Raw genomic sequence first — 20,972 nt, forward strand, 5'->3', positions numbered from 1 at the left:
TTCGAGGAGATAAGAGATGAGCGCCGAAACCACTGCCGGCTTCAAACCGAAGAAATCGGTCGCCCTGAGCGGCACCGCCGCCGGCAACACCGCCCTGTGCACCGTCGGCCGCACCGGCAACGACCTGCACTACCGCGGCTATGACGTGCTCGACTTCGCCAACCGCTGCGAGTTCGAGGAAATCGCTCACCTGCTGGTGCATGGCAAGCTGCCCAATGTCGCCGAATTGGCCGGCTACAAGGCCAAGCTCAAGGCCCTGCGTGGCCTGCCGGCCGGCGTCAAGGCCGCCCTGGAAACCCTGCCGCCATCCGCCCACCCGATGGACGTGATGCGCACCGCGGTGTCCGTGCTCGGCTGCCTGCAGCCGGAGAAGGACGACCACAACCACCCGGGCGCGCGCGATATCGCCGACAAGCTGATGGCGTCCCTCGGGTCCGCATTGCTGTACTGGTACCACTACAGCCACAACGGCAAGCGCATCGAGGTGGAAACCGACGACGACTCCATCGGCGGCCACTTCCTCCACCTGCTGCACGGCGAAAAGCCTCGTGATTCCTGGGTGCGCGCCATGCACACCTCGCTCAACCTGTACGCCGAGCACGAATTCAACGCCTCGACCTTCACCTCGCGGGTGATCGCCGGCACCGGCTCCGACATGTTCAGCTGCATCGCCGGCGCCATCGGCGCGCTGCGCGGGCCCAAGCACGGCGGCGCCAACGAGGTGGCCTTCGAGATCCAGAAGCGCTACGACAATCCGATTGATGCCGAGGCCGATATCCGCGCCCGCGTCGAGCGCAAGGAAGTGGTGATCGGCTTCGGTCACCCGGTCTACACCGTCAGCGACCCGCGCAACAAGGTGATCAAGGAAGTGGCCCGCGAGCTGTCGGTGGAGCAGGGCAACACCAAGATGTTCGACATCGCCGAGCGCCTGGAAAGCGTGATGTGGGAAATCAAGAAGATGTTCCCCAACCTCGACTGGTTCAGCGCCGTGAGCTACCACATGATGGGCGTGCCCACCGCCATGTTCACTCCGCTGTTCGTCATCGCCCGCACCGCCGGCTGGTCCGCGCACGTCATCGAGCAGCGCATCGACGGCAAGATCATCCGCCCGAGCGCCAACTACACAGGCCCCGAAGACCTGAAGTTCGTGCCGCTCAAGGAGCGCAAGTGATGAACACTCAATACCGTAAAAGCCTGCCCGGCACCGCGCTGGATTACTTCGACGCTCGCGAGGCGGTCGAGGCGATTCAGGCCGGCGCCTGGGACAAGCTCCCCTACACCTCGCGCGTGCTCGCCGAGCAGCTGGTACGCCGCTGCGATCCGCAGGAACTGACCGCCGCGCTGGAGCAGTTGGTCCATCGCAAGCGCGACCTGGATTTCCCCTGGTACCCGGCGCGGGTGGTCTGCCACGACATCCTCGGCCAGACCGCGCTGGTCGACCTGGCCGGCCTGCGCGACGCCATCGCCGAGCAGGGTGGCGATCCGTCCAAGGTCAACCCGGTGGTGCCGACCCAGTTGATCGTCGACCATTCGCTGGCCGTCGAGGCGCCGGGCTTCGACCCGGATGCCTTCGAGAAGAACCGCGCCATCGAGGACCGGCGCAACGAGGACCGCTTCCACTTTATCGACTGGACCAAGACCGCGTTCAAGAACGTCGACGTGATCCCGGCCGGCAACGGCATCATGCACCAGATTAACCTGGAGAAGATGAGCCCGGTGATCCAGGCGCGCGGCGGCGTGGCCTTCCCCGACACCTGCGTCGGCACCGACTCGCACACCCCGCACGTCGACGCCCTGGGCGTGATCGCCATCGGCGTCGGCGGCCTGGAGGCCGAGACGGTGATGCTCGGCCATCCGTCGATGATGCGTCTGCCCGACATCGTCGGCGTCGAGCTGACCGGCAAGCGCCAGCCCGGCATCACCGCCACCGACATCGTCCTGGCCATCACCGAGTTCCTGCGCAAGGAGCGCGTGGTGGGTGCCTGGGTCGAGTTCTTCGGCGAGGGCGCCGACAGCCTGACCATCGGCGACCGCGCCACCATCTCCAACATGTGCCCGGAATACGGCGCCACCGCCTCGATGTTCTATATCGACGGCCAGACCATCGACTACCTCAAGCTCACCGGTCGCGAGCCGGAGCAGGTGGCACTGGTGGAGAACTACGCCAAGACCCTCGGCCTGTGGAGCGATGCGCTGAAGACCGCCGAGTACGAGCGTGTGCTGCGCTTCGACCTGGGCAGCGTGGTGCGCAACATGGCTGGCCCGAGCAACCCGCATCGCCGCCTGCCCACTTCGGCGCTGGCCGAGCGCGGCATTGCCGACGAGACCAAGCTGCAAGCCGGCAAGGGCGAAGAGGCCCAGGGCCTGATGCCTGACGGCGCGGTGATCATCGCCGCCATCACCAGCTGCACCAACACCTCCAATCCGCGCAACGTCATCGCCGCCGGTCTGGTGGCGAAGAAGGCCAACGCCCTGGGCCTGGTGCGCAAGCCCTGGGTCAAGACTTCATTCGCACCGGGTTCGAAAGTCGCCAAGCTGTACCTGGAGGAGGCCGGCCTGCTGCCGGAACTGGAGAAACTCGGTTTCGGCATCGTCGCCTACGCCTGCACCACCTGCAACGGCATGTCCGGCGCGCTGGAACCAAAGATCCAGAAGGAAATCATCGACCGCGACCTGTACGCCACCGCCGTGCTCTCGGGTAACCGCAACTTCGACGGCCGTATCCACCCCTACGCCAAGCAGGCCTTCCTCGCCTCACCGCCGCTGGTGGTGGCCTATGCGATCGCCGGTACCGTGCGCTTCGATATCGAGCAGGATGCGCTGGGCACCGATGCCCAGGGTAATCCCATCACCCTCAAGGACCTGTGGCCGAGCGACGAGGAGATCGACGCCATAGTCGCGGCGAGCGTGAAGCCCGAGCAGTTCAAGCAGATCTATATCCCGATGTTCGACCTCGGGACGGTGAAGGAAGCCGACAGCCCGCTGTACGACTGGCGGCCGATGTCCACCTATATCCGCCGCCCGCCTTACTGGGAAGGTGCGCTGGCTGGCGAGCGCACGCTCAAGGGCATGCGTCCGCTGGCGATCCTGCCGGACAACATCACCACCGACCATCTGTCGCCGTCCAACGCCATCCTGGCGGACTCGGCGGCCGGCGAGTACCTGGCGAAGATGGGCCTGCCGGAGGAGGACTTCAACTCCTACGCCACCCACCGCGGTGATCACCTGACCGCGCAGCGCGCCACCTTCGCCAACCCGCAGCTGGTCAACGAAATGGCCGTGGTCGATGGGCAGGTGAAGAAGGGCTCGCTGGCCCGCGTCGAGCCGGAAGGCAAGGTGATGCGCATGTGGGAGGCCATCGAAACCTACATGAACCGCAAGCAGAACCTGATCATCGTCGCCGGCGCCGACTACGGCCAGGGTTCGTCCCGCGACTGGGCGGCCAAGGGCGTGCGCCTGGCCGGTGTGGAAGTGATCGTGGCCGAAGGCTTCGAGCGCATCCACCGCACCAACCTGGTGGGCATGGGCGTGCTGCCGGTGGAGTTCAAGCCGGGCACCACCCGCCTGACCCTGGGCCTGGATGGCACCGAGACCTACGACATCGAGGGCGAGATTTCGCCGCGCTGCGACCTGACCCTGGTGGTCAATCGCCGCAACGGCGAGGTGGTCAAGGTGCCGGTGACCTGCCGCCTGGACACCGCTGCCGACGTCAGCGTGTACAAGGCCGGTGGCGTGCTGCAGCGCTTCGCCAAGGACTTCCTCGAAGGCGCGGTCGCCTGATTTCGTAGGGTGGATGGCGCTTTTTCCATCCACCGTGGCTGGTTCCACGGTGGATCGGTGAGGCGTGATCCACCCTGGGATTCATTTATCTTCCAGCCAGGACTCACCTATGGCTCATCAACCCCAGATCAAGATTCCTGCCACCTATATCCGTGGCGGTACCAGCAAGGGCGTGTTCTTCCGCCTGCAGGATCTGCCCGAGCGCTGCCAGGTGCCGGGCGCGGCGCGCGATGCGCTGTTCATGCGCGTGATCGGCAGCCCCGACCCGTACAGCGCGCATATCGACGGCATGGGCGGCGCGACCTCGAGCACCTCCAAGTGCGTGATCCTGTCGAAAAGCAGCCAGCCCGAACACGACGTCGACTACCTCTACGGCCAGGTTTCCATCGACAAGGCCTTCGTCGACTGGAGCGGCAACTGCGGCAACCTGTCCACCGCGGCCGGTGCCTTTGCCATCCATGCCGGCCTGGTCGATCCGGCGCGGATTCCCGACAACGGCACCTGTGTGGTGCGTATCTGGCAGGCCAATATCCACAAGACCATCATCGCCCACGTGCCGATCACTAACGGTCAGGTGCAGGAAACCGGCGACTTCGAGCTGGACGGGGTGACCTTCCCCGCGGCGGAGATCGTGCTGGAGTTCCTCGACCCGTCCGATGATGGCGAGGAGGGCGCCTCGATGTTCCCCACCGGCAATCTGGTCGATGACCTCGAAGTGCCTGGCGTCGGTACCTTCAAGGCGACCATGATCACCGCCGGCATCCCGACCGTGTTCGTCAATGCCGAGGACATCGGCTACCAGGGCACCGAACTGCGCGAGGCCATCAACGGCGATCCGGCGCAACTGGCGCGTTTCGAGCAAATCCGCGTGGCCGGCGCGCTGCGCATGGGCCTGATCAAGACGGCGGAAGAAGCGGCTACCCGCCAGCACACGCCGAAGATCGCCTTCGTTTCCCCGCCGAAGAGTTACAAGGCCTCCAGTGGCAAGCAGATAGAGGCTGGCGAGGTCGATCTGCTGGTGCGTGCGCTGTCCATGGGCAAGCTGCACCACGCCATGATGGGCACCTGCGCAGTGGCCATCGGCACGGCCGCGGCGATTCCCGGCACCCTGGTCAACCTGGCGGCCGGCGGCGGCGAGCGCGAGGCGGTGCGGTTCGGCCATCCGTCCGGCACCCTGCGCGTCGGCGCCCAGGCGAAGCGGGTCGACGACCAATGGACGGTGACCAAGGCCATCATGAGTCGCAGTGCGCGCATCCTGATGGAAGGCTGGGTACGGGTGCCGGGCGACAGTTTCTGATGGCGAAAACTGGAAAAGGCTCGAAATTGCGAGCCTTTTTCTTTTTGAAACAGCTGGTTATGGCGATTACTTGAGCCGGCGCTCAACACCTTTCTCCACCAGGATCTTGGCCGAGATTTCCTCCACCGAGAAATGCGTGGAGTTGATATAGGCGATGTTCTCGCGGCGGAACAGGTTCTCCACCTCGCGCACCTCGAACTCGCACTGGGCGAAGCTGGCGTAGCGGCTGTTGGGCTTGCGCTCGTGGCGGATGGCGGTGAGCCGGTCGGGGTCGATGGTCAGGCCGAACAGCTTGTTCTTGTACGGCTTTAGCGCGGCCGGCAGTTGCAGGCGCTCCATGTCGTCCTCGGTCAGCGGGTAGTTGGCGGCGCGAATGCCGTACTGCATGGCCATATAAAGGCAGGTGGGGGTCTTGCCGCAGCGCGATACGCCGACCAGGATCAGGTCGGCCTTGTCGTAGTAGTGGGTGCGTGCGCCGTCGTCGTTGTCCAGGGCGAAGTTCACCGCCTCGATGCGCTCCATGTAGTTGGAGTTCTGCCCGATGGAGTGGGACTTGCCCACCGAGTAGGAGGAGTGCGAGGTCAGTTCCTGCTCCAGCGGCGCGAGGAAGGTGGAGAAGATGTCGATCATGAATCCGTTGGCGGTGGCCAGTACGTCGCGGATGTCCTGGTTGACGATGGTGTCGAAGATGATCGGGCGTGCGCCGTCCCTTTCGGCAGCCAGATCGATTTGTTGTACCATGGCGCGCGCTTTATCGACGCTGTCGATATAGGGACGCGTCAGTTTGGTGAATTGAATATTCTCGAACTGCGCGAGCAGGCTCTGGCCCAGGGTTTCGGCGGTGATGCCGGTGCCATCGGAGATAAAGAAAGCGGTTCGTTTCATTTGCGCCAAAGGCCTTAAGCTGAGTTCGATTCTTGGCTATCATAGGCCGCGTTTTTCGCCGGCCCCACCGGGTTCGGCATTGTTACTTATACAAGGGCCAGGCCACAATCTCGCGATCTTGAGTTCGCCGGACCTTCCAGAGCCCCCTGAGCTTTTCCAACACCGTTAGTGGAGAGATCACCTTGGTAGAGTACGTAGTTTCCCTCGATAAGCTCGGCAATCACGATGTTGAGCATGTGGGGGGCAAGAACGCATCCCTCGGCGAGATGATCAGCAACCTGGCTGGTGCCGGTGTCTCGGTTCCCGGCGGTTTCGCCACTACGGCTCAGGCCTACCGCGACTTTCTCGAGCAGAGCGGCCTGAACGCGCAGATCCACGCGGCCCTCGATGCCCTCGACGTGGACGACGTCAACGCCCTGGCCAAGACCGGTGCGCAGATTCGCCAGTGGGTGATGGACGCCGAGTTCCCGGCCGAACTGGACAAGCAGATCCGTGATGCCTTCGCCACCATGAGCGCCGGCAACGACAACATGGCGGTGGCCGTGCGTTCCTCCGCCACCGCCGAAGACCTGCCGGACGCCTCCTTCGCCGGCCAGCAGGAGACCTTCCTCAACATCCGCGGCGTGGACAACGTGATCCGCGCGGCCAAGGAAGTCTTCGCCTCCCTGTTCAACGACCGCGCCATCGCCTACCGCGTGCACCAGGGCTTCGACCACAAGCTGGTCGCCCTGTCCGCCGGCGTACAGCGCATGGTGCGCTCGGAAACCGGCACGGCCGGTGTGATGTTCACCCTCGACACCGAATCCGGCTTCCGTGACGTGGTCTTTATCACCGGCGCTTACGGCCTGGGCGAGACCGTGGTGCAAGGCGCGGTCAACCCCGACGAGTTCTACGTGCACAAGCCGACCCTGGAAGCCGGCCGCCCGGCGATTCTGCGTCGCAACCTGGGCAGCAAGGCGATCAAGATGGTCTACGGCGACGAGGCCAAGGCCGGTCGCTCGGTCAAGACCGTGGAAGTCGACCGCGCCGAGCGCGCGCGTTTCTGCATCAGCGACGCCGAGGTCAGCGAGCTGGCCAAGCAGGCGCTGATCATCGAGAAGCACTACGGCCGGCCGATGGACATCGAGTGGGCCAAGGACGGCGACGACGGCAAGCTGTACATCGTCCAGGCCCGCCCTGAGACCGTGAAGAGCCGCGCCAGCGCCACCGTGATGGAGCGCTACCTGCTGAAAGAGAAGGGCACCGTACTGGTGGAAGGCCGCGCCATCGGCCAGCGCATCGGCGCCGGCAAGGTGCGGGTGATCCACGACGTCTCCGAGATGGACAAGGTGCAGCCGGGCGACGTGCTGGTCTCCGACATGACCGACCCGGATTGGGAGCCGGTGATGAAGCGCGCCAGCGCCATCGTCACCAACCGCGGCGGGCGTACCTGCCACGCGGCGATCATCGCCCGCGAGCTGGGCATTCCGGCCGTGGTCGGTTGCGGCAACGCCACCCAGGTGCTGAAAGACGGCCAGGGCGTCACCGTCTCCTGCGCCGAGGGCGACACCGGCTTCATCTTCGAAGGCGAGCTGGGCTTCGACATTCGCAAGAACTCGGTCGACGCCATGCCCGAGCTGCCGTTCAAGATCATGATGAACGTCGGCAACCCGGACCGCGCCTTCGACTTCGCCCAGCTGCCCAACGAAGGCGTGGGCCTGGCCCGTCTGGAATTCATCATCAACCGCATGATCGGCGTGCACCCCAAGGCGCTGCTGAACTTCGCCGGTCTGCCGGCCGAGATCAAGGACAGCGTCGAGAAGCGCATCGCCGGTTACGGCGATCCGGTGGACTTCTACGTCGAGAAGCTGGTCGAGGGCATCAGTACCCTGGCCGCAGCCTTCTGGCCGAAGAAGGTCATCGTGCGGCTGTCGGACTTCAAGTCCAACGAATACGCCAACCTGATCGGCGGCAAGCTCTACGAGCCGGAAGAAGAAAACCCGATGCTCGGCTTCCGCGGCGCCTCGCGCTACATCAGCGAGTCCTTCCGCGACTGCTTCGAGCTGGAATGCCGCGCGCTGAAGAAGGTGCGCGGCGAGATGGGTCTGACCAACGTCGAGATCATGGTGCCCTTCGTGCGCACCCTGGGCGAGGCCTCGCAAGTGGTCGAGCTGCTGGCCAGCAACGGCCTGGCCCGCGGTCAGGACGGCCTGAAGGTGATCATGATGTGCGAGCTGCCGTCCAACGCCATCCTGGCCGAGGAGTTCCTCGAGTTCTTCGACGGCTTCTCCATCGGTTCCAACGACCTGACCCAGCTGACCCTGGGCCTGGACCGCGACTCTGGCATCGTCGCCCACCTGTTCGACGAGCGTAACCCGGCGGTGAAGAAACTGCTGGCCAACGCCATCGCCGCCTGCAACAAGGCCGGCAAGTACATCGGCATCTGCGGCCAGGGTCCCTCGGACCACCCGGACCTGGCCAAGTGGCTGATGGAGCAGGGCATCGAGAGCGTCTCGCTGAACCCGGACTCGGTGCTCGACACCTGGTTCTTCCTCGCCGAGACTCAACCCGCCTGAGGCCGTGCCTGACGGCGACAAAGGGCGGGTCGATCCCGCCCTTTTTTGTGTACCGCCGTCTCGCAAGCCGCTGTGAAACGATCTCTCCCGGCAATATTTCGTGTAAGCGCTTCCGGTCGTCCGATCCATGCAAAGCAGCAGTGAGCTTTTCCCCGTCGCCCTGATCAGCGCCGAATTGCGCGGCGATCTCAGCGAGGACGTCTACCTTGTCAAACCCAACAACAGCCCGGACTCCAGCGTCGAGCTGGCCCTGACCCGTCTCGGCCTGGCCGGCGCCGAAGATGCGCGCGGGGTGCCGGTGGTGCTGCTGCACGGCAGCTTTTCCAACCGGCGTTTCTGGTACTCGCCCAGGGGCGTCGGCCTGGGCGCCTACCTGGCGCGTGCCGGCTTCGATGTGTGGATCGCCGAGATGCGCGGCCACGGCCTGTCGCCACGCAACGAGGGCTACCGCCACAACAGCGTGGCGCAGTACGTGCGCCACGACCTGCCGGCCATCGCCGCCTTCATCGCCGAGCAGAACGGGCGGGTCGCCCACTGGATAGGTCATTCCCTGGGGGGCATCACCCTGGCCGCGGCGCTCGGCGGCGGCTACCTGGACGCCCGGCAGGTGCGCTCGGCGGCGCTGTTCGGCAGCCAGATCAGCCGCGTCCACTGGCCGCTCAAGCTGCCGCCGGTGGAGTGGAGCGGGCGTCTGCTGCTCAAGGGCCTGCCCTGTATTTCCGGGCGGCGGATGAAGCAGGGGCCGGAGGACGAACCCATCGGCATCGCCCTGGAGAGCCTGCGCTGGCACGGCCTGTTCGGCCGCTTCGGCGACCGCGAGCAGGATTGGTGGGCCGGCCTGGCCGGCGTCGAGGTGCCGCTGCTGGCGGTGGCGGCCGCCGGCGACCGCCAGGATCCGCCCTGGGCCTGCCGCAAGCTGCTGCAACAGTGCGCGGCGGCGCCGCAGCAGTTTCTCCTGCTGAGCAAGCAGGGCGGGTTCTCCAGCGACTACGGGCATGTCGAGATGCTGGTCAGCAAGGAGGCGCAGCGCGAGGTCTGGCCGCTGGCCGAGTACTGGCTGAACCACCTGCAGCTGCCGGCGGGTTTCGCCGAGCAGCCCTCTGCTACGGGGGCTTGAGGCGGCGCAGGCGTTCCTTCGCCGCGCGCATGCCGTTAAGATGTGACGCGATAAAGGCTTGCGGTCATTTCAGGAGCCGCCGGAGGGGGCATGTTCATCGCGCTGGAGCGCCTGATCAACCTCGACGAGGGCTACCGGCGCAGCTTCCAGGTTGCCGGGCGCAGCCTGTTGCTGCTGGTGGTCGAGGGGCAGCCGGTGCTGCTGGAAAACCGCTGCCCGCACCAGGGCGCGCCGCTGCACGACGCCAGCCTGCAGGGCCGGGTGCTGCGCTGCGCACGCCATGGCGTCGAGTTCGACCTGCGCAGCGGGCAGGCGCTGAACGCCCAGTGCGCCGGGTTGTCCCTGTTGCACACGGCTTATGACGGCGACCGCATCGGTGTCGACCTCTAGCCGTCTCACCTATTCATTGCTGAAAGGAGTTTTGCCATGCACTACATCACCCCCGACCTGTGCGACGCCTACCCGGAGCTGGTGCAGGTGGTCGAGCCGATGTTCGCCAACTACGGCGGCCGCGACTCCTTCGGCGGCCAGATCGTCACCATCAAGTGCCATGAGGACAATTCGCTGGTCAAGGAGCAGGTCGACCTGCCCGGCCAGGGCAAGGTGCTGGTGGTGGACGGCGGCGGTTCGCTGCGCCGCGCCCTGCTCGGCGACATGCTCGCCGAGAAGGCGGCCAAGAACGGCTGGGAAGGCATAGTGGTGTACGGCTGCATCCGCGACGTCGACGTGATCGCCCAGACCGAACTGGGCGTGCAGGCCCTGGCCAGCCATCCGATGAAGACCGACAAGCGCGGCATTGGCGATCTCAACGTGGCGGTGACCTTCGGCGGCGTGACCTTCCGCCCGGGCGAGTACCTGTATGCCGACAACAACGGCATCATCGTCGCCCCGCAAGCCCTGAGCATGCCGGAATAAGCCCATGCAGGATCAGCAATCGGCCCTGCTGCATGCCTTCGTCCTCGACGGACGCGGCGGCGCACGCAGCATCACGGGCGAAGAGCTGGACGGTCTGCAGTTGGCCGAGCAGGAAAGCCTGTGGCTGCACTGGGATCGCAGCCAACCTCAGGCGCAGCATTGGCTGCGCGAGCACAGCGGGCTGGACGAGTTCAGCTGCGACCTGTTGCTCGAGGAAAACACCCGGCCGCGCCTGCTGCCGCTGCCGGACGACGAGCTGCTGCTGTTCCTGCGCGGGGTCAACCGCAACCCCGGCGCCGAGCCGGAGGACATGGTCTCGGTGCGCATCTTCGCCGATGCGCGGCGGGTCATCTCGCTGCGCCTGCGCCCGCTGCGGGCCACCGAGGCGCTGATCGAGGACCTGCAGGCGGGCAGGGGGCCGAAAACCCCGTCCGAGCTGCTGCTGGAGCTGGCGCGCTACCTGACCGACCGCGTCGACGACCTGATCGCCGAATTGGGCGAGCTGCTCGACGGCGAGGAAGATCACCTGGATGCCGACGAGCGCTACCGTCCCGAACACGGCCTGATGCTCCAGGTGCGCCGGCGCGCGGCCAGCCTGCGCCGCTTCCTGGCGCCACAGCGCGATCTCTACGCCCAGCTGGCGCGCAACCGCCAGCCCTGGTTCGTCGAGGACGACGACGATTACTGGAACGAACTGAACAACCGCCTGACCCGTTACCTGGAAGAGCTTGAGCTGGTCCGCGAGCGCGTCAGCCTGGTGCTGGAGGCGGAGAGTCGGCGCCTGAGCGAACGGATGAACCGCATCATGTACCGCTTCAGCATCATCACCGGGCTGTTCCTGCCGCTGACCTTCCTCACCGGCCTGCTGGGCATCAACGTCGGCGGCATACCCGGCGCCGAGAGTCCGCTCGGTTTCTTCGTCGCCTGCGGCCTGATGGCCAGCCTGGCACTCGGCCAGCTGTGGCTGTTTCGCCGCTGGCGCTGGCTGTGATGTGTGACTTGGCCGCTCGCCGCCGCGTCTAGCCGTGACATCCCGTGAGGTGCGCATGCACGATCCATTCGAAGAATCCCTACGCGATTTGCTCAAGTCATCGCCGTCCAATCATGACGACGATGCCTGCCTGCACCGGGTTCTCAAGACCGCCAACCGTCAGGTCGGCGCCGGCGACCTGTTCAGCCTGATGGGCCACTGGCTCGAAGCCCTGATGATTGCCCTGAACAACGGCTCGGCGCATGTCGCGCCGGTTTCGCGCCGTACCCATTCCCCTGCTTCCGCTGATAAGGCCGATTGAAATGGAACTCGACCCCTGGACCCAAAGCCTGATCGCCGCCATGACCGCACTCTGGACCAAGGTCGCCGGCTTCATTCCTAACCTGTTCGTCGCCCTGGTGCTGGTGCTGCTCGGCTTCGTCGTGGCCAAGCTGCTCGACACCCTGCTGTCCAAACTGCTCGGCAAGGTCGGGCTGGATCGCCTGATGATGGGCACCGGGCTGACCAAACTGCTGGCGCGCGTCGGCATCCAGGCTTCGGTGTCGACCCTGATCGGCAAGATCGTCTACTGGTTCGTGCTGCTGATCTTCCTCGTCTCGGCGGCCGAGTCGCTCGGCCTGCAGCGGGTTTCCGCCACCCTCGACGTGCTGGCGCTGTATTTGCCCAAGGTATTCGGCGCGGCCCTGGTGCTGCTCGCCGGCGTGCTCCTGGCGCAGCTGGTCAGCAGCCTGGTGCGTGGCGCGGCCGAGGGCGTCGGCCTGGATTATGCCCACGGCCTGGGCCGTGTGGCCCAGGGCCTGGTGATCATCATCAGCATCTCGGTGGCCATCGGTCAGCTGGAGGTCAAGACCGATCTGCTCAACAACGTCATCGCCATCGTGCTGATCTCGGTCGGCCTGGCAGTGGCGCTGGCCCTGGGGCTGGGCAGTCGGGAAATCGCCAGCCAGATTCTGGCCGGCATTTATGTGCGCGAGTTGTACCAGGTCGGGCAACAAGTGCAGGTTGGTGAGGTCGAAGGCCAGATCGAGGAAATCGGCACGGTCAAGACTATCCTGTTAACCGATGCGGGTGAGTTGGTCTCGGTGGCCAACCGCGTGATGCTCGAGCAACGGGTAAACAGTCGCTAACGCGCCAATCCTGCTACTTTATGCCGCCGCCCGACAGGTATAGCCTGTGGGGCGGTTTTCGTCCCGACTTTCGGCCCAACTTGTTTTGAACAAAGCCCAAACCTTGCCCACGCGTTACGATCCCCGCGAGCTCACCGATGAGGAGCTGGTGGCGCGCGCTCACGACGAGTTGTTCCACATCACCCGTGCTTATGAAGAACTCATGCGCCGTTACCAGCGCACCCTGTTCAATGTCTGCGCGCGTTATCTGGGGAACGAAAGGGACGCCGACGATGTCTGTCAAGAGGTCATGCTGAAAGTTCTTTACGGTTTGAAGAACTTCGAGGGCAAGTCCAAGTTCAAGACCTGGCTCTACAGCATCACCTATAACGAGTGCATTACCCAGTACCGCAAAGAGCGCAGAAAGCGGCGTTTGATCGACGCCCTGAGTCTCGATCCGTTGGAAGAGGCGTCCGAGGAAAAGACGCCGAAAGTCGAGGAACGCGGTGGTCTGGATCGCTGGTTGGTGCACGTCAACCCGATCGATCGGGAAATTCTGGTGCTACGTTTTGTCGCAGAGCTAGAGTTCCAGGAGATCGCCGACATCATGCATATGGGCTTGAGCGCCACGAAAATGCGCTACAAGCGAGCTTTGGATCGATTGCGCGACAAATTTTCGGACACTTCCGAAACTTAGTTCAGCTAATCGACCACTAAGGGAGTGGCGAACCCTGCTAAAATCGCCGCCAAGTTGCCGACTGAAACCGCAGGCGACTTATTAACCACCAAGATGGGGATTTAACGGATGAAACTGAAAAACACCTTGGGCGTAGTCATTGGCTCTCTCGTTGCCGCAACTTCCTTCGGCGCGCTGGCGCAAGGGCAAGGCGCTGTCGAGGTGGAGGGCTTCGTCAATCGCTACTTCGCCGACACCCAGCGTGACTTCGCTCACGATGAAGGCAACCTGTTCGGCGCCAGCATTGGCTACTACCTGACCGACGATGTCGAGCTGGCCCTGTCCTACGGCGAGTACCACGACCTGCGTGGCGAAGGCGCTGCCGGCAGCAAGAACATCAAAGGCAACCTGACCGACCTGAAGGCCCTCTACCACTTCGGTCAGCCGGGTGCAGGCCTGCGTCCCTACGTGTCTGCCGGCTTCGGCCATCAGAGCATCGGCGACGCCAACAGCGGCGGCCGTGACCACTCCACCCTGGCCATCGCCGGTGCCGGTGCCAAGTACTACTTCACCGAGATGTTCTACGCCCGTGCCGGCGTCGACGCTCTGTACAACATCGACCAGGGCGACACCGAGTGGCAAGCCGGCGTCGGCGTTGGTCTGAACTTCGGCGGCGGCAGCAAGCCGGCCCCGGCTCCGGCCCCCGTAGCCGCTGTCGAGCCGATGCCCGAGCCCGCTCCGGAGCCGGTAATGGAAGCCGTGCGCGTCGAGCTGGACGTCAAGTTCGACTTCGACAAGGACCGCGTGAAAGAAGAAAGCTACGGTGACATCAAGAACCTGGCCGACTTCATGAACCAGTACCCGCAGACCACCACCACCGTTGAAGGTCACACCGACTCCGTCGGCAGCGACACCTACAACCAGGGTCTGTCCGAGCGTCGTGCCAACGCCGTTCGCGATGTGCTGGTCAACCAGTACGGTGTCGATGGCAGCCGTGTGAACACCGCCGGTTACGGCGAGTCGCGCCCGGTAGCCGACAACGCCACCGAAGCTGGCCGCGCCGTCAACCGTCGCGTTGAAGCCGAAGTGGAAGCCCAGATCCAGCAGTAATGCTTCTGGTGCGCTAAGAAAAACCCGGCCTTGGCCGGGTTTTTTCTTTTCTGGAATAAAAAAGCCCGCCGAGGGGGCGACGGGCAAACAACGACTTCGCAGGAGCGCGAAGCGGTCAGGCATGCAGGAGCTGAGGCATGCTGATCTGGCTGCTGGCGCGGGCGACTTCGCCGATCACCAGGATGGCCGGACTCTGCAGGGCAAAGGCGCGGGCATCTGCGACCATATCGGCCAGTTGGCTGCGGCATTCGCGCTGCTCGGGCAGCGAGGCGTTTTCGATCATGGCCACCGGCATTTCGCCGCTCATGCCGCCGGCGAGCAGGCCGGCCTGGATGTCGACCAGCTTGGCCACGCCCATATAGACCACCAGGGTGGTGCCGCCCTGGGTCAGGGCCGCCCAGTTCAGGCTGCTGTCGTCCTGGGTATGGGCGGTGACCAGGGTCACGCCGCGCGCCACGCCGCGCAGTGTCAGGGGAATGCCGCAGTTGGTGGCGCCGGCCAACCCGGCGGTGATGCCGTTGACCAGCTCCACCTCGATACCGTGCGCGCCGAGCCAGTCGGCTTCCTCGCTGCCGCGGCCGAAGATGCAAGGATCGCCGCCTTTCAGGCGCACCACGCACTTGCCCTGGCGCGCGTAGCGCAGCATCAGGCGATGGATAAAGGCCTGTGGGGTGGAGCGGCAGCCGCCGCGCTTGCCCACCGAAACGATGCGCGCGCCGGGGCAGTGTTCCAGCACGGCCGGGTTGACCAGATCGTCGATCATCACGATCTCGGCCTGATTCAGGGCCTTGACCGCCTTCAGCGTCAGCAGCTCGGGATCACCAGGGCCAGCGCCCACCAGCCAGACTTTTGCGCTCATATCGGGTTCCTCTAGGCGTTGACGGCAAGCGGCTGGTTAGCCAGCAGGCGTTTGATTTCGGGGACGCAGGAGCCGCAGCTGGTGCCGCACTTGAGCTCCTGCTTGAGGCCGTCCAGGTCCAGGCCGCGCTTGATGCCGGCGCACACCGCGCTTTCGCTAACGTTCAGGCAGTTGCACAGGGTCTTGCCGCGGGTGGTGGCGGTTGCATTGCCTGGCGGCGCGGAGACCGGGGCGAGCAGCCAGCGGCGCAGGTCGGCGTCGGCCTGGCCGTCCAGCCACAGGCTTCTGAGCCATTCGCTGGCGGCGGTTTCGCCGGCCAGGCGGATGCTGACGATACGGCCGTCCTCGATGCGCACGCGCTTGCCCACCGCGCGGCGCGGGTCGTCGTAGGCCAGCACCGGGCCCTGGTGCAGGCGCAGCAGGCGGTCGATCTGTGCCAGCAGCTCCGGCTGCGGCGCTACGGCGCAGGCGGCGCGGATCAGCAGGGCGGGGCGCTCGCGGCCGGTGGGGGTGAGGCTGGCGTAGGCGAACTCCTCGAACAGCGGGCGCAAGGCCTCGAAGCGACTCTGCACCTCACCCTCGACCAGAGCGAACAGCTGCCAGGGCAGCTCGACCTTGTCCACCTCGACCCCGGCGTGCTTGAGCTCCGGCTGCTTGGACAGCGGATCGAAGGCCGGCTGGGTCAGCACATTGGTGCCCAGGCCCTTGAGGAAGCGGTCGCCCCAGTGCATCGGCAGCCAGGCCTGGCCTGGGCGCACCGACTCGTCGGCCTGCACCGGCAGGATCAGGCTGCCGCGGCGGCTGCGCAGCCTGACCAGGTCGCCGTCCTGCAGACGACGGCGACGCAACTCGTCCGGGTGCAGGCCGAGCACGGCGGCCTCGACATGGCCGAACAGGCGCGCGGCGGTGCCGGTGCGGCTCATGCCGTGCCACTGGTCGCGCAGGCGGCCGGTGTTGAGGGTCAGGGAGTAACGCGCCTCGCGCTTTTCCTTCGGTGCGCGGTACGGGTCGGCGTGGAACTGCGCGCGCCCGCTGGCGGTGGGAAAGCGGCCGTCGGCATAGAGCCGCGCGGTGCCCTGGCGTGCGCCGGGCGCAAACGGCCATTGTTGGGGACCTTGGTCGTCGAGCAGCGCGTAGCTCAGCCCCGAGAGGTCGAGGTCGCGCTGGGCGGTCAGGTGCTTGTATTCCTCGAACAGCGCTTCGCTGTCGGCGAAATCGAACAGGCTGGGCAGGCCGGGGCGGAGCAAAGTTTCCAGGCGACGGGCGAAGTCGCAGGTGATCGACCAGTCGGGCCGCGCCTCTTTGGGCGCTGCCACGGCGCGGCGTACATGGCTGACGCGGCGCTCGGAGTTGGTCACCGTGCCTTCCTTCTCGCCCCAGCTGGCGGCGGGCAGCAGCAGGTCGGCGTAGCGGCAGGTCTCGGTGGTGAAGAAGGCTTCCTGCACCACGACGAAGGGGCAGGCGGCCAGGGCCTCGTGCACCTTGTTCTGGTTCGGCAGCGACTGCGCCGGGTTGGTGCAGGCGATCCACAGCGCCTTGATGCGGCCGTCGTGCACCGCATCGAACAGTTCGATGGCGGACAGGCCGGGCGTCTGCGGCAGGGCGTCGACGCCCCAGTAGGCGGCGACTTCGGCGCGGTGCTCGGCATCGCCGGCCTCGCGATGTCCCGGCAGCAGGTTGCTCAGGCTGCCGGTCTCGCGGCCGCCCATGGCGTTGGGCTGGCCGGTCAGCGAGAAGGGACCGGCGCCGGGCTTGCCGATCTGCCCGGTGGCCAGGTGCAGATTGATCAGCGCGCTGTTCTTTGCCGAACCGGCACTGGACTGATTGAGCCCCATGCACCACAGCGAAAGGAAGGAGGGCGCCTTGCCGATCAATTCGGCGCAGCGCTGCAGGGCGTCCAGGCTGATGCCGCAGATATCGGCGGTGGCCGCCGGGCTGTAGTCGCGCACCAGGTTCTTCAGCGCCGCGAAACCTTCGGTGTGGGCGTCGATATAGCGGCGGTCGACCCAGCCTTCCCACAGCAGGAGATGCAGGATGCCGTGAAACAGCGCGACGTCGGTGCCGGGCAGAATCGCCAGGTGCAGGTCGGCCAGCTCGCAGGTGTCGGTACGCCGCGGATCGACGACGATGATCTGCATCTCCGGACGGCGCGCCTTGGCTTCTTCCAGGCGGCGGAACAGTACCGGATGGGCGTAGGCCATGTTGGAGCCGGCGATCAGCAGGCAGTCGCTCTGCTCGATGTCCTCGTAATTGCAGGGCGGGGCGTCGGCGCCGAGGCTGCGCTTGTAGCCGACCACGGCGCTGGACATGCACAGCCGCGAGTTGCTGTCGATATTGTTGGTTCCCACCAATGCTCTCGCCAGCTTGTTAAAGGCGTAGTAGTCCTCGGTCAGCAGCTGGCCGGAGATGTAGAAGGCCACGCTGTCCGGGCCGTGCTCGCGGATGGTCTCGGCGAACACCGCCGCGGCATGGTCCAGGGCGCTGTCCCAGTCCGTGCGCGAACGGGCCAGGCCCTTGCCCAGGCGCAGCTCGGGGTACAGGGCGCGGGCGTCGAGGTCGCCGGTCAGGTGCAGGGTCGAACCCTTGCTGCACAGCTTGCCGAAGTTGGCCGGGTGGCTGGGGTCGCCGGCGACGCCGAGAATCTGCTCGCCATCGTGCTCGATCAGCACGCCGCAGCCCACGCCGCAGTAGCAGCAGGTGGAGGCGGTGACTTGAGTGGGGCTGGCCATGTTCGGAGCTCCTAGGGGGCAATACGCCTGGCGGCAGACCGCGTGCCTGCCGCCGGACGGCTTAGGCGCACTTCGCGGCGGTGTTCAGGGCCAGCAGCACGCGGCCGCTTTCCACCTTGGCATGGTGCCGGTGAGCGCAGCCCACATCCGGCGCCACGGCCTCGCCGGACTCCAGCTCGATCTGCCAGTTGTGCAGCGGGCAGGCCACGCGCTTGCCGTAGATCAGCCCCTGGGACAGCGGGCCGCCCTTGTGCGGGCAGCGGTCGTCGAGGGCGAAGACCTCGTCGGCCGCGGTACGGAAGATGGCGATATCGCCTTTCGGCCCTGCAACAATGCGCGAGCCGAGTACGTTGATCTCGTCCAGGGCGCAGATATCCAGCCAGTTCATACGGTGGCCTCCTCAATTTGCACGACCTTGATGCGGTCGAACTCTTTCTTCAGTTGCGGCGTCTCGATGCGCTCCTTCCAGGGGTCCTGCTCGAACGACAGGGCGTAGTGCAGGCGCGCGGCCAGGGCCTTGCGGTTGGCTTCGTCCTCCAGCACCGCCTTCTTGATGTGCTCCATGCCGACGCGCTGCATGTAGTGCACGGTGCGCTCGAGGTAGAAGGCCTCTTCGCGGTACAGCTGGAGGAAGGCGGCGTTGTATTCGCGCACTTCCTCGGCTGTTTTCACCTTGACGAAGAACTCGGCCACCTCGGTCTTGATCCCGCCGTTGCCGCCGATATACATCTCGAAGCCGGAATCCACGCCGATGATGCCGACGTCCTTGATGCCGGCCTCGGCGCAGTTGCGCGGGCAGCCGGAGACCGCCAGCTTGACCTTGTGCGGCGACCACATGTTGAACAGGTCGTGCTCCAGGTCGATGCCCAGCTGGGTGGAGTTCTGCGTGCCGAAGCGGCAGAACTCGCTGCCGACGCAGGTCTTCACGGTGCGGATGGACTTGCCGTAGGCGTGGCCGGAGGGCATGTCCAGGTCCTTCCACACGGCCGGCAGGTCATCCTTCTTGATGCCCAGCAGGTCGATGCGCTGACCGCCGGTGACCTTGACCATGGGCACCTTGTACTTGTCGGCCACATCGGCAATGCGGCGCAGCTCGGAGGGGTTGGTCACGCCGCCCCACATACGCGGCACCACCGAGTAGGTGCCGTCCTTCTGGATATTGGCGTGGGCGCGTTCGTTGATCAGGCGCGACTGCGGGTCGTCCTTGGCCTCGCCCGGCCAGGTGGAGATCAGGTAGTAGTTCAGCGCCGGGCGGCAGGTGGCGCAGCCGTTGGGCGTGCTCCAGTTGAGAAACTCCATGGTTTGCGCCATGGACGTCAGGTGCTGCTCGCGGATCGCCTTGCGGATCTGCCCGTGGTTGAGGTCGGAGCAGCCGCAGATGGCCTTCTCGCTCTTGGGCTTGACGTCGGCGGCGCCGCCGACGGTGCTGATCAGAATCTGCTCGACCAGGCCGGCGCAGGAGCCGCAGGAGCTGGCGGCCTTGGTGTGCTTCTTAACCTCGTCGACCGAGAAGAGCCCGTTCTCTTGGATGGCCCGGACGATGGTGCCCTTGCACACGCCGTTGCAGCCGCAGATCTCCATGCTGTCGGGCATGTTGGCGGTCTTGTCGGCGCCCTGGTGGCCGACATCGCCGATGGCGCCTTCGCCGAACATCAGGTGGTCGCGGATCTCGCTGACGTTGTGGTTCTCGCGGATCTGGCGGAAGTACCAGCCGCCGTCGGCGGTGTCGCCGTACAGGCAGGCGCCGACCAGCACGTCGTCCTTGATCACCAGCTTCTTGTACACGCCGCCGATGGGGTCGGACAGCGTTATCGTTTCCGTTCCCTCGCCGCCCATAAATTCGCCGGCGGAGAACAGGTCGATGCCAGTCACTTTCAGCTTGGTCGAGGTCACCGAACCCTGATAGCGGGCGAAGCCGAGCTGGGCCAGGTGATTGGCGCAGACCTTGGCCTGCTCGAACAGCGGCGCCACCAGGCCGTAGGCGATGCCGCGGTGGCTGGCGCATTCGCCGATGGCGTAGATGCGCGGGTCATAGGTCTGCATGGTGTCGTTGACCAGGATGCCGCGGTTGCAGGCGATACCGGCGCTCTCGGCCAGTTCGCTGTTGGGGCGGATGCCGGCGGCCATCACCACCAGGTCCGCAGGGATCACCTCGCCGTCCTTGAATTTCACCGCGCAGACGCGGCCTTCGCCGTTGTCCAGCAGCTCGGCGGTGTGCTTGGGCAGGAGGAACTTCAGGCCGCGGTCTTCCAGGGATTTCTGCAGCAGCTCGCCGGCGGTGCGATCGAGCTGGCGCTCCAGCAGCCAGTCGCCCAGATGCACCACGGTGACGTCCATGCCGCGCAGCTTGAGGCCGTTGGCCGCCTCCAGGCCGAGCAGGCCGCCGCCGATGACTACGGCGTGCTTATGGGTCTTGGCGGTGTCCATCATCATCTGGGTGTCGGCGATATCGCGATAGCCGATCACGCCCTGCAGGTCCTTGCCCGGGATCGGCAGGATGAAGGGGTTGGAACCGGTGGCGATGAGCAGGCGGTCGTACTCGGCTTCGCTGCCGTCGTCGGCGATCACCAGGCGCTTCTTGCGGTCGATCTTGACCACCTTGCGCCCCAGCAGCAGCTTGATGTCGTTTTCCGCGTACCAGCCCAGATCGTTGAGCACGATCTCCTCGAAGGTCTGCTCGCCGGCCAGCACCGGCGAGAGCAGGATGCGGTTGTAGTTGGGGTGCGGCTCGGCGCCGAACACGGTGATGTCGTAGAGATCGGGGGCGAGCTTGAGCAGCTCTTCGAGGGTGCGTACACCCGCCATGCCGTTGCCGATCATCACCAGCTTGAGTTTTTGCATGCCGGCCATCTCCTGAAGAAAAATCACGGTCGAAAAAATTGTCGGGAGCAATTCTTGACGTCGCTCCGCGACGGCTCGAAGAGTGGCCGCCAGGGATGGCAGGCCATAAAA

At 65.5% G+C, this 20,972-nt stretch carries 17 protein-coding genes; 12 read left to right on the forward strand and 5 right to left on the reverse strand.

All coding sequences use genetic code 11. The features are described 5' to 3' along the window. Window positions 1–16: 16 nt before the first annotated feature. The 3 genes from prpC (at window position 17) to prpF (ending at window position 5,077) form a co-directional block, all read left to right on the forward strand. On the forward strand, window positions 17–1,171 hold the full coding sequence (gene prpC, locus EA796_RS19200; protein ID WP_021445816.1) for a 2-methylcitrate synthase: 1,155 nt from the start codon (window positions 17–19) through the stop codon (window positions 1,169–1,171). Next, on the forward strand, window positions 1,171–3,780 hold the full coding sequence (gene acnD, locus EA796_RS19205) for a Fe/S-dependent 2-methylisocitrate dehydratase AcnD (protein WP_122109767.1): 2,610 nt from the start codon (window positions 1,171–1,173) through the stop codon (window positions 3,778–3,780). The genes prpC and acnD overlap by 1 nt, the downstream gene beginning before the upstream one ends. A 109-nt stretch (window positions 3,781–3,889) precedes the next feature. Further along, complete coding sequence (prpF, locus tag EA796_RS19210) at window positions 3,890–5,077, forward strand: 2-methylaconitate cis-trans isomerase PrpF (RefSeq protein WP_122109768.1); 1,188 nt, start codon at window positions 3,890–3,892, stop codon at window positions 5,075–5,077. A 66-nt stretch (window positions 5,078–5,143) separates the two neighbouring features. On the opposite strand, the gene EA796_RS19215 is transcribed toward prpF, so the two are convergent. Then, on the reverse strand, window positions 5,144–5,962 hold the full coding sequence (locus EA796_RS19215) for a pyruvate, water dikinase regulatory protein (protein ID WP_021445819.1): 819 nt from the start codon (window positions 5,960–5,962) through the stop codon (window positions 5,144–5,146). Window positions 5,963–6,144: 182 nt separating this feature from the next. Between EA796_RS19215 and ppsA the strand changes: the two genes are divergently transcribed. The 9 genes from ppsA to EA796_RS19265 all read left to right on the forward strand — a co-directional run bounded on the left by ppsA (window position 6,145) and on the right by EA796_RS19265 (window position 14,432). Beyond that, on the forward strand, window positions 6,145–8,517 hold the full coding sequence (gene ppsA, locus EA796_RS19225) for a phosphoenolpyruvate synthase (RefSeq protein WP_031303835.1): 2,373 nt from the start codon (window positions 6,145–6,147) through the stop codon (window positions 8,515–8,517). A 127-nt stretch (window positions 8,518–8,644) separates the two neighbouring features. Next, a complete protein-coding gene (locus EA796_RS19230; protein ID WP_122109769.1) occupies window positions 8,645–9,634 on the forward strand; it encodes an alpha/beta fold hydrolase in 990 nt (329 codons plus the stop codon). Window positions 9,635–9,724: 90 nt separating this feature from the next. Then, window positions 9,725–10,024, forward strand: a complete 300-nt coding sequence (locus EA796_RS19235) for a Rieske (2Fe-2S) protein (RefSeq protein ID WP_122109770.1) — start codon at window positions 9,725–9,727, stop codon at window positions 10,022–10,024. A gap of 36 nt (window positions 10,025–10,060) precedes the next feature. Beyond that, window positions 10,061–10,549, forward strand: coding sequence for a ribonuclease E activity regulator RraA (rraA, locus tag EA796_RS19240; RefSeq protein WP_021443659.1), 489 nt, complete (start codon window positions 10,061–10,063; stop codon window positions 10,547–10,549). Window positions 10,550–10,553: 4 nt separating this feature from the next. Next, window positions 10,554–11,540 carry a zinc transporter ZntB gene (locus EA796_RS19245; protein ID WP_122109771.1) on the forward strand — a complete coding sequence of 329 codons (987 nt, stop codon included), beginning with the start codon at window positions 10,554–10,556 and terminating at the stop codon, window positions 11,538–11,540. Between the two features lie 49 nt (window positions 11,541–11,589). Next, complete coding sequence (locus EA796_RS19250) at window positions 11,590–11,841, forward strand: CrfX protein (RefSeq protein ID WP_177342892.1); 252 nt, start codon at window positions 11,590–11,592, stop codon at window positions 11,839–11,841. Between the two features lies 1 nt (window position 11,842). Further along, window positions 11,843–12,667: a mechanosensitive ion channel domain-containing protein gene (locus EA796_RS19255; RefSeq protein ID WP_021443662.1), complete on the forward strand. Its 825-nt coding sequence runs from the start codon at window positions 11,843–11,845 to the stop codon at window positions 12,665–12,667. Window positions 12,668–12,752: 85 nt separating this feature from the next. Next, entirely contained in the window at window positions 12,753–13,343 is a 591-nt protein-coding gene (gene sigX / locus EA796_RS19260; protein WP_031303023.1) for an RNA polymerase sigma factor SigX, read from the forward strand. 108 nt (window positions 13,344–13,451) lie between these two features. Beyond that, complete coding sequence (locus EA796_RS19265) at window positions 13,452–14,432, forward strand: OmpA family protein (protein ID WP_122109772.1); 981 nt, start codon at window positions 13,452–13,454, stop codon at window positions 14,430–14,432. A gap of 115 nt (window positions 14,433–14,547) precedes the next feature. Here EA796_RS19265 and cobA read toward each other — a convergent pair whose 3' ends face one another. The 4 genes from cobA to nirB all read right to left on the reverse strand — a co-directional run bounded on the left by cobA (window position 14,548) and on the right by nirB (window position 20,861). Beyond that, window positions 14,548–15,291 (reverse strand): uroporphyrinogen-III C-methyltransferase, encoded by a 744-nt coding sequence (cobA, locus tag EA796_RS19270; protein ID WP_122109773.1) that lies wholly within the window; start codon window positions 15,289–15,291, stop codon window positions 14,548–14,550. A gap of 11 nt (window positions 15,292–15,302) precedes the next feature. Beyond that, a complete protein-coding gene (locus EA796_RS19275; RefSeq protein ID WP_122109774.1) occupies window positions 15,303–18,020 on the reverse strand; it encodes a nitrate reductase in 2,718 nt (905 codons plus the stop codon). A 61-nt stretch (window positions 18,021–18,081) separates the two neighbouring features. Then, complete coding sequence (gene nirD, locus EA796_RS19280) at window positions 18,082–18,408, reverse strand: nitrite reductase small subunit NirD (RefSeq protein ID WP_021442824.1); 327 nt, start codon at window positions 18,406–18,408, stop codon at window positions 18,082–18,084. Next, window positions 18,405–20,861 carry a nitrite reductase large subunit NirB gene (gene nirB / locus EA796_RS19285; RefSeq protein WP_122109791.1) on the reverse strand — a complete coding sequence of 819 codons (2,457 nt, stop codon included), beginning with the start codon at window positions 20,859–20,861 and terminating at the stop codon, window positions 18,405–18,407. The genes nirD and nirB overlap by 4 nt, the downstream gene beginning before the upstream one ends. Between the last annotated feature and the right edge of the window lie 111 nt (window positions 20,862–20,972).

Origin of the sequence: Pseudomonas sp. AOB-7 (assembly GCF_003696305.1) — a bacterium.
GTDB lineage: Bacteria > Pseudomonadota > Gammaproteobacteria > Pseudomonadales > Pseudomonadaceae > Aquipseudomonas.